Annotated in this window: 13 protein-coding genes and 3 pseudogenes; 10 read left to right on the top strand and 6 right to left on the bottom strand. The window is 46.7% G+C overall.

Going from position 1 to position 12,665, the window contains the following annotated elements:
• Positions 1-17 precede the first annotated feature (17 nt).
• Positions 18-690, bottom strand: a pseudogene (locus EXW94_RS27935) (IS5 family transposase); the annotation flags it as partial.
• A 381-nt stretch (positions 691-1,071) separates the two neighbouring features.
• On the opposite strand from EXW94_RS27935, the gene EXW94_RS27930 reads away from it, so the two are divergent.
• The 3 genes from EXW94_RS27930 (at position 1,072) to EXW94_RS27920 (ending at position 2,931) form a co-directional block, all read left to right on the top strand.
• A complete protein-coding gene (locus EXW94_RS27930; RefSeq protein ID WP_174341662.1) occupies positions 1,072-2,004 on the top strand; it encodes a LysR family transcriptional regulator in 933 nt (310 codons plus the stop codon).
• A 20-nt stretch (positions 2,005-2,024) separates the two neighbouring features.
• A complete protein-coding gene (locus tag EXW94_RS27925) occupies positions 2,025-2,417 on the top strand; it encodes a hypothetical protein (protein ID WP_174341661.1) in 393 nt (130 codons plus the stop codon).
• A 301-nt stretch (positions 2,418-2,718) separates the two neighbouring features.
• Positions 2,719-2,931 carry an ANR family transcriptional regulator gene (locus EXW94_RS27920; RefSeq protein WP_202666455.1) on the top strand — a complete coding sequence of 71 codons (213 nt, stop codon included), beginning with the start codon at positions 2,719-2,721 and terminating at the stop codon, positions 2,929-2,931.
• 1,127 nt (positions 2,932-4,058) lie between these two features.
• Here EXW94_RS27920 and EXW94_RS27915 read toward each other — a convergent pair.
• Both EXW94_RS27915 and vapB read right to left on the bottom strand, forming a co-directional pair.
• Positions 4,059-4,451 (bottom strand): annotated as a pseudogene (locus EXW94_RS27915) (type II toxin-antitoxin system VapC family toxin); the annotation flags it as partial.
• 23 nt (positions 4,452-4,474) lie between these two features.
• Positions 4,475-4,705, bottom strand: coding sequence for a type II toxin-antitoxin system VapB family antitoxin (gene vapB / locus EXW94_RS27910; RefSeq protein ID WP_174341659.1), 231 nt, complete (start codon positions 4,703-4,705; stop codon positions 4,475-4,477).
• 520 nt (positions 4,706-5,225) lie between these two features.
• Here vapB and EXW94_RS27905 point away from each other — a divergent pair.
• From EXW94_RS27905 to EXW94_RS27895, 3 genes are all read left to right on the top strand, one after another.
• Positions 5,226-5,522, top strand: a complete 297-nt coding sequence (locus EXW94_RS27905) for a hypothetical protein (RefSeq protein ID WP_174341726.1) — start codon at positions 5,226-5,228, stop codon at positions 5,520-5,522.
• Positions 5,523-5,583: 61 nt separating this feature from the next.
• Positions 5,584-6,306 (top strand): hypothetical protein, encoded by a 723-nt coding sequence (locus tag EXW94_RS27900; RefSeq protein ID WP_174341725.1) that lies wholly within the window; start codon positions 5,584-5,586, stop codon positions 6,304-6,306.
• The gene (locus EXW94_RS27895; RefSeq protein WP_174341724.1) at positions 6,303-7,073 is read left to right on the top strand and encodes a site-specific integrase; all 771 of its coding nucleotides are present in this window, start codon (positions 6,303-6,305) and stop codon (positions 7,071-7,073) included. Before EXW94_RS27900 ends, EXW94_RS27895 begins: the two co-directional genes overlap by 4 nt.
• A gap of 428 nt (positions 7,074-7,501) precedes the next feature.
• Here EXW94_RS27895 and EXW94_RS27890 read toward each other — a convergent pair whose 3' ends face one another.
• The 3 genes from EXW94_RS27890 to EXW94_RS27880 form a co-directional block, all read right to left on the bottom strand.
• Entirely contained in the window at positions 7,502-8,374 is an 873-nt protein-coding gene (locus tag EXW94_RS27890; RefSeq protein ID WP_174341723.1) for a RepB family plasmid replication initiator protein, read from the bottom strand.
• Between the two features lie 537 nt (positions 8,375-8,911).
• Positions 8,912-9,148 carry a plasmid partition protein ParG gene (locus EXW94_RS27885; RefSeq protein WP_174341722.1) on the bottom strand — a complete coding sequence of 79 codons (237 nt, stop codon included), beginning with the start codon at positions 9,146-9,148 and terminating at the stop codon, positions 8,912-8,914.
• 52 nt (positions 9,149-9,200) lie between these two features.
• The gene (locus EXW94_RS27880; RefSeq protein ID WP_174341721.1) at positions 9,201-9,818 is read right to left on the bottom strand and encodes a ParA family protein; all 618 of its coding nucleotides are present in this window, start codon (positions 9,816-9,818) and stop codon (positions 9,201-9,203) included.
• Positions 9,819-10,777: 959 nt separating this feature from the next.
• On the opposite strand from EXW94_RS27880, the gene EXW94_RS27875 reads away from it, so the two are divergent.
• From EXW94_RS27875 to EXW94_RS27860, 4 genes and pseudogenes are all read left to right on the top strand, one after another.
• Positions 10,778-11,098, top strand: a complete 321-nt coding sequence (locus tag EXW94_RS27875) for a type II toxin-antitoxin system RelE/ParE family toxin (protein WP_174341720.1) — start codon at positions 10,778-10,780, stop codon at positions 11,096-11,098.
• Positions 11,088-11,366 carry a helix-turn-helix transcriptional regulator gene (locus EXW94_RS27870; RefSeq protein WP_174341719.1) on the top strand — a complete coding sequence of 93 codons (279 nt, stop codon included), beginning with the start codon at positions 11,088-11,090 and terminating at the stop codon, positions 11,364-11,366. The genes EXW94_RS27875 and EXW94_RS27870 overlap by 11 nt, the downstream gene beginning before the upstream one ends.
• A gap of 333 nt (positions 11,367-11,699) precedes the next feature.
• Positions 11,700-11,841: pseudogene (locus tag EXW94_RS28630) on the top strand (plasmid partitioning/stability family protein); the annotation flags it as partial.
• A 126-nt stretch (positions 11,842-11,967) separates the two neighbouring features.
• Positions 11,968-12,225 carry a hypothetical protein gene (locus EXW94_RS27860; RefSeq protein ID WP_174341718.1) on the top strand — a complete coding sequence of 86 codons (258 nt, stop codon included), beginning with the start codon at positions 11,968-11,970 and terminating at the stop codon, positions 12,223-12,225.
• Positions 12,226-12,665: the final 440 nt, after the last annotated feature.

The following is a 12,665-nucleotide window of genomic DNA, read 5'->3' as shown; positions in this document are numbered from 1 at the left end:
TTAAGGGACACAGCCTAATAGCGGGCTCCGCTTCTGCGCGGAATCAACGACTTGATTCTGTTGCGTCTTAACTCATCGTGACACACTTGCGTACCGTAATCCCCATCCGCTGATGGCCACCTTGATTTTACGGTGCGTCTGCCTAATAAGGCCCGGAAAGGCTTCCGTATCGGTGATATTGCTCAATGACAGGTCTCCACAGATGACTTCATGCGTTTTCGCGTCTACCGCCAGGTGCAGTTTTCGCCAGATGCACCGTTTCTCCTGACCGTGTTTTTTCACCTTCCACTCGCCTTTACCGAAGACTTTGAGCCCGGTGGAGTCGATAATGAGGTGCACAATTTTACCCCGGGCAGGGATTTTAAACGGGATATTCACGGATTTCGCCCGCTTGCTGATGCAGATGTAATCAGGACAGTTTAACGGCACTTTCATCAGTGCGAAAATGGAGTCGATGAAGCCCTGGAGGGCACGAAGTGTCAGGCCGAAAACACGCTTCAGCATCAATACCGTGGTGATGGCCATACCGGAATAATGCTGCGTTCGACCCCGCCCGGACGATGTTGCCTCGCAGTGCCAGGCATGGATTGCTGTTTCATCCACCCGGAAAGTGAGAGATCCTCGAGTGATAAGGGCCTTGCTGTAAGCTTTCCAGTTGGTGCTCTTGAACTTGAACTTTGGCTTTGCCACGGTATATCGCTGTTTAGTCAGAAGGAGAGTGATCTGATCCTGCGTGTCAGCAAAAGTTCGATGTATTCAACAAACCGCACTCCCTGAGAAAAAGATAATAATTATCGTTACTGTGCAACTGAAAAACATAAAAATGTGACCCTCGCAACATCTTATATAAATCAGAATTACAATATATCATTGCGGTCACTTTAAAATATCAAATATGTGCTAATTTAGTTCTTTTAACTTCTGTAATATGATTGCTGATAAATGATGCTGTGACAGAAATGCGGCCATGCTAGTTTTTATCACTCATTTTTTAATCTTATCATGGTCTTTATGGATTGACTTTTTCTTGATGACGGTAGTGAGTGCGAAATAATACAGGCGGAATTTAAAATGAAACATGCATTCAAAAAAAACGAGCTCAGTGCAATTGTAGAGCTTACCAAGCACAGAAGCTACAGCACAGCGGCAAAAAACCTTAACATAGCCCAGGCTAATCTGAGCAGAACGATAACCACTATAGAAGAAAGAATAGGTCTGAAAATATTCGAACGTGACACCAGGCCAATCAAAACAACAAAATTTGGCGATCAATTAATACCACTGATACTTAAAAATCTGGAAGCCATAGATGAACTGTCTGCGTTTACAGAAAACTATAAAAAATCAACCGGCGAGCAAATTAATATATATGCACCGTCAGGTGTTATATATTTTTTTTCAAGATATTTTTTAAAAGAAATAATAAAAGCAAGTCCGAACCTTAATATAAGGCTTAATACCTGCAATCAGGGAGGGACAGTTAACAGCAGGGGGATTTCTGTTATGGATGATGCGGACATCTCATTTACCTATTTTTCTCCGCTTAATGAATTGCTCGTTGCAAAAAAAATAGCCACCATACCATTAGGTGTTTACTGTAATAAAGAATATTCCAGAAATATATCGATAACAAAAGCAGAGGACTACAGCAAATATCCTTGCGTACTGATGTCAGGGTATGCCAGAAATCAAAATGAATGGACCTTTCGTGATACTGAAAATGAAATGGAAATTAAAATAGAAGTCACTGGAATGTGCACTGTGGATAATTTCATGGCTGGAGTGGAAATAGCAAAGCAAAACAATTTGCTGGTACTTGCGCCGCAAGCACTGATTAATGAGCAGGGAGACCAAAATCTCATAAATACATTACCGGAATCCATAACTGCAGATTGCAGTATTTACATGGTGTATAAGCAAAAGGCCTATCTCCCTTACCGTATTTGTCTGCTCAGTGACCTGATAACTCGTATAGTAGGGGATTACTTCAATGAATATAAATAATAAATACCGGAGTGTTTAACATGTCAAATAAACTTTTATTTGAAAAAACCTGTGGCATGATAACCCTTGTTGCCGCTGTTATTTCGTTAAGTTTCTTATGTTATTATGAAAATAATGAACTGGCTTATTTGCATGATGCAAAAGAAAAAACTCAATCATATTTATCAAGTGTTTATGGTCCTGTCGAGTGTGCAGTCGCTGACATTGTCGGCAATAATGCCAGGCTTGTATGCCGGGGGGCGAATAACAATACGCTCTATGAATTCAGGGTTCTTCCTTCGAATCTTGCTCCCTACGATGTATCAAGAAGCTTTTACCTTGAAGCCCTTAATGCACAGGCGAAGAATAGCGCAAACGAAGGCCTCATGCGCTATTTAAAGATTAACACAGGGGAGTCGATTCAGGAATTATAACTTTTTAAGATATGCCGGAACCAGTATCCTGATATCTGCATCCTGGCTCAACCCTGCTTTTCATACGCACTTAACTTAAATAATAAGTTATGATGAATGCTTTGAATATGCATAATGCATATCTGAGCGCTGTCTTATGGTTTTTAAAATGATATACTTTTTTGTGATTTTTGCTTTTGTTTTTTCATCGTTTAGTTTTTATATTAAAAAGGTTTCAACCTGCTTGTCAGCAGTAATGTATGACTGATTTTTTCAGATTACTGACCGTTAATTTTATATGTTATCAACTGAGGGGATGGTTGTGAAAGTACAAAGTGAATTTATTCACCTTGCTGAAAGAGCTGCAGGTGCAGAGCAAGCAGAGAACTTTCGTGAAGCAGCTTTTTTTTGGCAAGAAGCATCCATGCTCGCTCGTTTCAGCGTAAACTCAGAATGGGCGACTGCGCGTAAGAATTTTTGCGAACAACAAATTATCAGTTTGCAAGGACGGAAAAAATTTAACAGGCATGTATGAGTTTTTCCATCCGGAATGCTGAAAATATAAAAAACGTGCCCGCTTACGTGATACTTAAAAGATAATCATCAGTAAACCAGCGCGGTTGTCATGTTGTATTTAATAATTCTTTAAATTATACACGCTGAGTTCTGTGATCCCTGATGTAATAATTTACTGTTGTTGCAGGCAACACGACTTATTTCTGCAATAACGGGGGGATGTAGTACCCGATGCGGGTAATGAATGCCTGTTTCAGGTTCGGTCACTGGTAAGAATTTTTTATTTGAAGGACGCGAAATGCGTTACAGGCTCTTCATCAGATGCCTCCAGTGAAAGGATGATCTGTCTCTGTTGCTGAAGGAATAAAATATCACAGCATGATTTTACGTTGTAAAATATAAAAAAAAGCCGCACGGGGGCGGCTGTAAATAGTTAATCCCGGACAGGCATTATTATACGCATCAGACACTCAGATATTGCATGATGGAATGACTGCGCGCACCTTTTTTTAATACACTGTAGTATATCGCTGGTGATATTTTATGCCGGGTTATGGAATGCATTACAACGAGGTGATAGGATATCCCGCAGCCTTTAGGGATGGCTTAATGGGGTTGCAGGCGTTAAGCGTTTTCTGCAGAGTTCAAGTATGAAGCGTATTACGCGTTGCCGGGCGCGATCGTTCTGTTTCCGCGTGGCAATACGTTCTGGTGTATCCTCCCGGCGTTTTTATATGAGGATAAATGCTTATGGCTCAGGGGCAGAGATATAAGACTGTCACCCGGGTGGTGATGTCGGGCTCCTGCATGAATTCATTTACTGAGTCCTCATTCCGGAAGTACCGATAGTTATCATCGTCGGTTTAATTCGGTGCTTGTTATGTCATCGTCAGTATCCGAAAGACTTCACTGGCCTTTTGCTGCATGTAAAATAAAGACCGACAGCCCGGAGATACTCTGCCCCGCTAAACAGTCTTTATGATCCTGAAAGTTACCGAATCGTCAGTCCTGAAAAGCTCATGGTTTTCATCATGAGAGTAAATAAACACTGCATATTTTGTCGCGAAGTTCTGAAGTGCAGGACAGCGGCTGAGCCGGGTTCTGTGTTTTCAGTTCACTCATACCCTGGTCCTTTTTTTTTTTTTTTTTTACCCAGTTTTCGAGCACCAGACCCGACACCCGTTCAAATTCCCGCACATTATTGGTCACCAGTACCGCACCGGCGGCAATGGCGTGCCCGGCAATCGCCGTGGCGTTCGGGCCGATCGGCGTCCCGGCCTGCCGCAGCGCCACCTTAATCTCCGTGGTGGCGTCCACCGCCGCGCGATCCCAGGGCAGGATGGCATCGAGGCGGGCGGCCAGCGCTTCCGCCAGATTCACCACCGCCGGGCCGGCCAGCGCGGCTGCCTGCGATATCTCGGCCCAGGTGATGGCTGACACCACGATGCGGTGGTTGCGCAGCACCGCCTGCTCCAGGCGTTTTATCACGGCGGCCGGCTGCTCGCGCATGATGAACGAGCAGATGCAGGTGTTGAGCATGTAGATCCGGTCTTTTGTCTTCTTCACAGGTCAAATCGTCCTTCGTCGCCGACAACGTCCTCACGCCCCGCCATAAAGTCCGGATCGGCTTTTTCGAGTTTCGCGAACGAGCCCCAGGTTGGCCGGACAGGGCGCAGGATGAGGCTTTCCCCTTCCCGGACGATCTCCAGCTCGCTCACCCCTTCAAAATCCAGATCGCGGGGCAGACGGATGGCGCGGTTGTTGCCGTTTTTAAAAATGGATACGGTTCTCATCTTTCTCTTCCGACTAAAAGTGGATATGTGGCGCATATCCGGAATGAGGTTCAGGCACCGGGTGTGTGCACAGGCTGAGCATATGCCAGGTTCTCACTTTTTCACGGAAGATCCGGAAAAAGGTAGTTCCGGATCTTCCTCAGGTGCACCGGCGCGCTGCGGCGCGGAAACACAAGATGTAGCGGTGTTATCAGCTGGTGATGAACCTATATGTTGTGTTTATCCACAGTGCAGTGACCTGGCGCGCAGGGGCAGATATTGCCGCTTTGCTTATTCCCTCACCGTGCTACACTTCCGGAAAGTCTTCATATACAGGAAAGTCGGATCACCCGGAAACGGTCATCCGGTAATTTAATGGCGTGGTTATAAGGCTGATTATTATCATTCTGATGATATTCACGACAGGAAAAAATAAGCAGAGCAATATTCAGGTGGGTGACTAATGCAGTCCTGTTCGCAGTCAGTTGTGCTGCACATCATAATTACTCTGAGTGACTATTTCACAGGAAGGGAATCTCTTATGGGTTTTGAGGAACTGGTTGATACCCTCATCGCTGAAGGCCATAAAACAATATCGCTTGTTTCAAATATGCGTCATACCGACGATGAAAGGTTCATCATTGAGGAACATCTCGTTCTTGATGCAAGCGGAGATATCGTTGCCAGAAAGATACGTATACCGGAAGGTTACGGCTGGTCAATGGTCGACTGGCCTGGGTATCGGCCGGGCGATGAAGCTCAAGTAGTATTCGGAGGGGTTGAGCTGAATGACGCAGATACGGCAAAAGGGTATTTCTTACTGCTGGCTTACGACTGACTGAATCCGGGCTGTCAGGAAAAAATGGCGGGCGGGATTTATCAACAATAAAGGAACAAACATGGCCGACTGGTTTATTGCCACCGAGGGGGTGAAAGTCGTGAAAGATAACGCCAGCCTGTGGCCACAGATCATCACGGGACTTTCATCTGCAGGTGCTGCATTCGGTGGTGTGTGGTACGGGCAGTGGCGGATAACCCAACGAGAGAAGGAAGCTGCGGCAGCAAAGCTGGCCAGTGAACGTCTCTTTATCGCCACTGAACTGGTCTTTATTCTGGAGAGGTTTGCTGAAGGCTGCGCCAAAGTGGCAACTGATGACGGAGAACGAGATAAGCAGGATTTCATGCGGGCAACCCAGACCCGCCCGGAGTTAGATTTAAATGTGATCACCGGCGACTGGCGTGCTCTCGAACCTGGTCTTACTTACGCTATCCGTGAACTGCATGTACTGAAGGAATGGAGTGACAGAGAAATCGCGGGCATGGAGGAAAGTGAAGGTCCGCCGGACTATACCCATACAATGTGGGAACGAAAGTATCTGTATGCCCGTCTTGGTCTTAAGGCCATTCTGCAGGCCAGGAGGCTGCGAAAACTGGCCCGTCTTCCTGGTACCCGCCTTGATGCAACTAAATGGTCCGCACAGCCCGTTCTCTGGCAGGTGTGGCGGATTGAGCGTAAACGTCGGGCTCAGCTGCATATTTTGAGACAACGGGAACTGGCTACATTCCATATTATGATGCAGCAGCGCATTCAGGCTAACAGGCATTCAGGGGAACAGGAATGAACTTACCCGCAACTGTAGCGCATTACTCTCCGGGTCAGCTTCCTGTCGCTATTGATTACCCTGCTGCGCTGGCCCTTCGCCAGATGGCACTGGTACAGGACGAACTGCCGAAATACCTGCTGGCGCCGGAAATCAGCGCCCTGCTCCACTACGTGCCCGATTTGCACCGCAAAATGCTGCTGGCGACGCTCTGGAACACCGGCGCGCGCATTAACGAAGCGCTGGCGCTGACGCGGGGGGATTTTTCGCTGGCCCCACCTTATCCTTTCGTGCAGCTGGCCACCCTCAAACAACGGGAAGAGAAAGCGGCGAGAACGGCTGGTCGTGCTCCCGCTGGCAAGCAGCCTCACCGTATCGTACCTCTGTCCGACAACCACTATGTCAGCCAGATGGAAATGATGGTGGCCACGCTGAAAATTCCACTGGAGCGCCGCAACAAGCGAACCGGCAAGACAGAGAAGGCACGCATCTGGGAGATCACTGACAGAACGGTCCGCACCTGGCTGGGCGAAGCTGTGGAAGCGGCAGCCGCCGACGGTGTAACGTTCTCCGTACCGGTCACCCCGCACACGTTCCGCCACTCCTACGCCATGCACATGCTGTACGCAGGAATTCCGCTGAAGGTGCTGCAGAGCCTGATGGGGCACAAATCGGTCAGCTCGACAGAAGTGTATACGAAGGTGTTTGCGCTCGATGTGGCTGCCCGTCATCGGGTTCAGTTTTCGATGTCAGGTACTGAAGCTGTGGCAATGTTAAAAATCAGGTAAGAAATTTTATCGCTTCGGATATCAGAGTGGCGAAACAGGGCGTAATCAGGTCAATCAGATTTGCGCTACGTGAAAGAAAGCAAGGTTGCAGGGGTGTACCAGGCCAGACTTCACGTAACGCAACCTCATTATGAATATAACAGCTAAAACAACTTCACTGACGATTAAGGCTAAAACCATAGCACTATAGCTATCTCAAAAATGAGGTCACTTTCATAAAAGGGTCGCTACGATCATAACAGGTGGTTACTTTCATAATGTCATCCTACCCAGAGTATCGCTACTTCCATAAAAAATGCTGCAAACCAGGTATGAAGGCATTCAAAGTGAGGCTCATGAAGGTTCTTTTTTATGAAACTAACCGCTTTCAGAGGATGGTTTATGAATATGACCGCTTTATGTTGCCAGCATTATGAAAGTGACCGCCATCACGCAACCGGTAATGTCAGCCTCGGTGAGCGGGAGTGTACAATGAACATGATTTCACGCCCTTTTTTGGCTTCGTTGTAGTCCAGATAGCCAATGTTCTTCAGATCCTTCATTGCCCTGCGTATCGTGGCATTCTGATCCTTAACCTGTGACTCCATCGCAAGTCGATCACGCAGCCGCTTCATTGAAACGTACAACGTCCCTGCCGGCATGCTTTCGAAATAAACGTACAGAGACTGAGCCGATTCTTTGCGTGACAGGGCTGAAAGGACTTTGAGACCCAGCAGAACCTTATGATCGTAGCGATATAATTCCCAGAGGCTGGGGTCACCCACGATCTCAACCATATTGGTATCCATGTCCAGCTGAGCACGCTGGACTAGGTGGGTCACCAGGCTGCGCTTACCGTCCTGGCTACGAAAGGACAACGTCACGCTCGAAAGATTGAACAGCGCTTCACTCAGGCGGTTACGGGCACGGCCATTGATGTCTGTTGGGCGCAGGCCACACATACGGGCGAACTCAGAGAACGGCAACGTAATCTTTTCCGATGTGTACCCATACTTTGAAAAAGCAGAAATGATGCCAATCCAGGTTTTAAAGTCAGTGGACATGCCGAGCTTGGCGCCCTGGATTTTGATGTTGGTATACCCTTCCTGCCGGGCAACCTCGAGACTGGACAGTTCTTCTGAAGCATCGATCAGAAAGTCGCGCTTACCTTTCTCTTTAGGCGATACGGGAGTGAACACGCTCAGACGTAACAGCGCCACCGGCTGCACCGTCTTATTGCTGTTGGGAGTCAGTTCATAACTTTCTCCCGAATCTTTCTTTTTGATCGCAAAAGGACTTTGCTGCGCGTCAGAACTATCCATTTATCCACATCCAGTGAGTAAAAGCGGGCCTGTTTATGAAAGTAACCGCATCCAGGTTATGAAAATAACCGCCTTGCTTATGAAAGTAAACGCCTGAATCATGAAAGTAACCGCTTTTCTTATGAATATGACCGCCGGGATCCGTTTATTTCACTTAATTTTCATAAGATTAGCTGAGTGGTGATCTGTATTGATCTCACATTGATCTCATATTGATCTGATCAATTGATCTACCAAGAGGATATGTGGATAAAACTAAACCAACTCAGGTAGTTAACACTCCCTGCAATCTGATGTGACATGGAGCGTAACAGGTTTCTGTTTAATCGCAGATCTTGCGCTTCCTCGCCTGCTCGCGGGCAAGCCCGGTCACAGGCTGCGGCGAGCACTGCAATCATATCTCTGATTCAGGTACATGTGCAGGCAGATTCCTGATGACGATGCTGACCAATATCGTTAACCACCTGAGGTCCGATCACAACAATCATTCAGTACAAAGGAGTATTAGAGTAAACACACAGAAGAGTAAAAACTCATTTACTCATTATCTTTCAACCATGTATCGACAAGGTCGTTCATGACATCTGAAATAGAAGCCCCTTTTCTGGCACAAGCGGCTTTCAGCCTTTGATGCTTGTCTTCGGGCATATTGAAGTTCACACGTTTTTGAATGCCCGATGGTGGCGCTGAAATGACTTTGCCTAAATCCCTGTTCTCACCGAAGGTCATTACCTTCGGTGCCGCCGGGTTGCGGTTTTGCTTTACTAAGCTCATAAAGTTACTCCAATACACATTTACTCATTTGAGTTTATGTGTAAATGTGTTTTTACGCAACTAACTTGATGATTTCACCAGCAAGCACTTCGATTTCACCTTTCGCGGCCCCATCATTGGTATCGAAGACAGTCTCACCATCCAGCACAGATTTCACGTAGCTCTGTCGCTGCGTAATCGATGTTTTTAAAGAAGGGATCCCCGTAGCAGCGATACTCTCACGTAAAATACCCAGCATCGTGGCTTGCTCAATTTTGCGGGTAATAAGGAAACGACACTCTACGGGCCTGTTGTATGACTGAGCTTCCAGCACACTGATGACTGCACCTGATGCAGAAAAATCGAGAGGTGACGGTGTAACGGGAATGATCACTAGGTCACTGACCATCACAGCAGCTGCTGTGATAACAGAAAGCGCACCGGCACCATCAATGATGACATAATCATAATCCCCGAGTTCCTTCCTGATGGTATAGACATCTTTTTCAGATGCAGCAGTGAACACATCAAAGTTGGCTTTTTCCGCTTTATTCCAGTTTGCCAGGCTTTGCTGCGGGTCGGTATCAACTACGGCCACCCGGTGTTTCTTGGCAATACTAGTGCTGACATTAATAGTCACAGTTGTTTTGCCACTTCCACCCTTCGGATTCAGAAAAGAGATAACTTTCATTAATTGCCTCAGTTTTACGCATTTACTCAAATGAGTATTTACTGTTATGAGTGTTTGAGTGATTACTCTAAAACATGAAATGGGAAGTGTAAATGATTAAATGTGTTTTACTCATTTACTCATTTACTCATTTACTCAAAATGGATGAAGGAGTGGTATACATCGCTAACAAGGATTTTAACTTTTAGCTGATTGCTGATTTGTTATCCACCGAAATGGCGTACAACTCTGTGGGTAATGGACCGAATTAAAGGCCAATGGTGGTTTTGCATTTCGACGTTCAGTACCGCATTGAAGGAAAGGGGGGCAGGTGAGCTTAATTCATGTGAAGCAATGCAAATGTGAACCATGGATATCTTTTGGATTCAAAAAACGATTACATCAATGATGTTCCATTTTTTACTCACTTGTGTATTTGAGTAAATGAGTGGCGCGGGGATTACAGAAAGTAAATATGAGATAAAGCGTGACTGGCTGGATTACGTGTATGCATCTGTGGATACACTTCCAAAAGTTCAGGCGTCAGAAATGTTAGCCAAACTGGACAGGTTAAAAATTAGTTAGATGGGAAACACTTGAAAAGTTCGATTTCCGGGAAGAGCAAAGATGGAAATAGAACCTCTAAATAGCTACAGATTTATGGGGTCCTTAACCCAAAAAAAGAAGAGAGGTAGCGATCCTGGCTGGTAATGTTCCTGAGTTGTGGCTGTGATCGTCTTCTTTGCCGTTTTCCATGTAGTACCAGCTCATTCATCTTATCTCGAGCCATTTTCAATAATGCGCGGAGTTGCTTTTGATCATCGACTTGTCATGGATGAATGCAACCCCGCATGTGGACGAGCTAAAATTTAAGTGAGCCCCCGTGCCGCTGGAAGAATCAAGAGCACCGTTTAGGTTAATAGTTAGCTCTTGTGCTAAGTTAGCTTTTGAGCTAATGTCATGGTTCAGGGAGGGATGCAATGTTTACCGTAATTTTTCATGATGAAGCTGAAGCAGAGTTAATTGCTCTACCTGCGCAGATTCGCGCAAAAATGGTTAGGCTGTTACAGAAATTAGAGTATGACCCGCGCCAGTTACGGGAACCGGATACCAAGCCGCTAGGCGATGGGCTCTTTGAGATCCGCACAATGGGAAGTGATATTGCGCGTGGTTTGTGGGTTTATCAGTCTGGCCAACAAATTTTCATGTTACGAATTTTTATTAAAAAGACCAACAAAACCCCTGCCGGAGAAATGGCGCTGGCTTGGGCTAGATTGAAGGAGATGCAAGATGAAATATAAAACCCTCGATCAAATTCATACGGAATCTATGCAGGATGCTGAATATCGGGCCGCATATGAGGAAGAAAGCACCCGGGACAGCTTACGTGACACTCTGGAGGATTGGCGTAAAAGCGCTGGCCTCACGTCTGCGCAGGTTGCGGAACGCATGGGTGTTAAGCCGCCCACTGTTTCCCGTATGGAGAAGAACGCCAGCAAAATGAGCTTTGAGACGCTGACTCGTTATGCCAGCGCATGCGGAGTCCATTTCAAGCTTCAGAAAATTTAACAATGAAACGGCCGCATATGTGGCCGTTTCATACCAGCCTTCACTCGAACGGGAGTTCTTCCTGGTGGTTTCTGTTGCTGAATATTTGATGGTGCATCTTTAAGCCCCCAGCGTGCCAAAGGTTGAAATAATGCATAGTGGGATTGCTGGAAATCCATAAAGCTAACGCTTTTTGGGGCTCGCTCTCTCTGTTTCTTGTTCTTGTATCTGCACCTTGCTCTTTTACTCATATGAGTTTTTGAGTAATTACTCATAAAAATGAGAAAGGCTTGTATTCAAATAAAGGGACGCAACTATTGTGAGGGATGGAGAGCATTGCAGTATGCTTGTGCAATGCTCAGAAACTTGATCATCACCGGTCTGGCACTGCATACGACGGCACCTGAACTGCCTCGCCTGCTGGCAAGCAGGCCGATTCCGCTCGCCTCGGTCAGTGAACTGCAGGCACCGATCCTGCAGATGGCTCGCTCCGGGATAAAAGAGACGGGTACTGCTGCGGTTCTGGCGACGGAACAACAGGTATTGTCAGTCACCCTGTCATCCGGTACGCAAACCGCGGGTATAAAGAAAAATATGCGGCGCGCATTTGGAGAGTAAAAACATGTCAGTCATCAAGCGAACAGCAGAACAATTTATTCACCGTATCCTGCGCGCCCGAAATATCCCAGAATCGCAGTGGGGGGGACTCGTTAAAAAGAGCGGCAGAGGAATGATTCTGGCGGGTGTGGCCACTGTCGTTCCTTTGCTTCTGTTGGACAATATTTCACTGCCGGTGACTATAGTGCTGCAGCTCTGTTACGTGGTGCTGATCTGTGTAGGGGTTATCCTGGCTTTTGAGAATAAAACGTCATATAGGTAGTTCTGCAGACGCGGCCTCCTGAGTGGGTAATGCCCTGGAATGCAGCCTGTGCGGCCTGTAATCTCGCCGTAAAAGCTTCGCCATCAGATTTTTTTTTGGGTCCCGAAAAAGTCACTCACGCATTACGTCGTATTGGTGCTGCTCATCATAGATAATTCCGGCACCGTGCAAAGCCAGCCAAAAAAACGGCAGGATGACATCTGATCCCTGCCGTCAAATCTCACCGTTTAACGTCTTCTTTATCAGCATAACCCACCGGCTCTTCACGTTAACCTGCCTCATCGGCCGCAAGAGCAGCTCTCGCCACTGTCATCATCCGTTCCCAACCTCAACGATGTGTTCTGCAGTGTGCGGCGTCCTGTGCTGGCTCGGTAAGGAAGGGCTGTGGGGAAAAGGGTACCAGAGTGGACAACTAAGGATGTCGGTTCCCCTCCGCCTTT

This window comes from Enterobacter sp. JMULE2, from assembly GCF_013337145.1.
Lineage (GTDB): Bacteria > Pseudomonadota > Gammaproteobacteria > Enterobacterales > Enterobacteriaceae > Enterobacter > Enterobacter mori.
Note: the sequence above shows the minus strand (reverse complement) of the source record. Positions and strands in the feature narration are given on the sequence as shown.

Coding starts and splice junctions, on each gene's coding strand:
- EXW94_RS27905 (WP_174341726.1), top strand. CDS start 5,226: ATGGGTTTTGAGGAACTGGTTGATACCCTCATCGCTGAAGGCCATAAA.
- EXW94_RS27900 (WP_174341725.1), top strand. CDS start 5,584: ATGGCCGACTGGTTTATTGCCACCGAGGGGGTGAAAGTCGTGAAAGAT.
- EXW94_RS27885 (WP_174341722.1), bottom strand. CDS start 9,148: ATGAGCTTAGTAAAGCAAAACCGCAACCCGGCGGCACCGAAGGTAATG.
- EXW94_RS27925 (WP_174341661.1), top strand. CDS start 2,025: ATGTCAAATAAACTTTTATTTGAAAAAACCTGTGGCATGATAACCCTT.
- vapB (WP_174341659.1), bottom strand. CDS start 4,705: ATGAGAACCGTATCCATTTTTAAAAACGGCAACAACCGCGCCATCCGT.
- EXW94_RS27870 (WP_174341719.1), top strand. CDS start 11,088: ATGAAATATAAAACCCTCGATCAAATTCATACGGAATCTATGCAGGAT.
- EXW94_RS27875 (WP_174341720.1), top strand. CDS start 10,778: ATGTTTACCGTAATTTTTCATGATGAAGCTGAAGCAGAGTTAATTGCT.
- EXW94_RS27860 (WP_174341718.1), top strand. CDS start 11,968: ATGTCAGTCATCAAGCGAACAGCAGAACAATTTATTCACCGTATCCTG.
- EXW94_RS27890 (WP_174341723.1), bottom strand. CDS start 8,374: ATGGATAGTTCTGACGCGCAGCAAAGTCCTTTTGCGATCAAAAAGAAA.
- EXW94_RS27880 (WP_174341721.1), bottom strand. CDS start 9,818: ATGAAAGTTATCTCTTTTCTGAATCCGAAGGGTGGAAGTGGCAAAACA.
- EXW94_RS27930 (WP_174341662.1), top strand. CDS start 1,072: ATGAAACATGCATTCAAAAAAAACGAGCTCAGTGCAATTGTAGAGCTT.
- EXW94_RS27895 (WP_174341724.1), top strand. CDS start 6,303: ATGAACTTACCCGCAACTGTAGCGCATTACTCTCCGGGTCAGCTTCCT.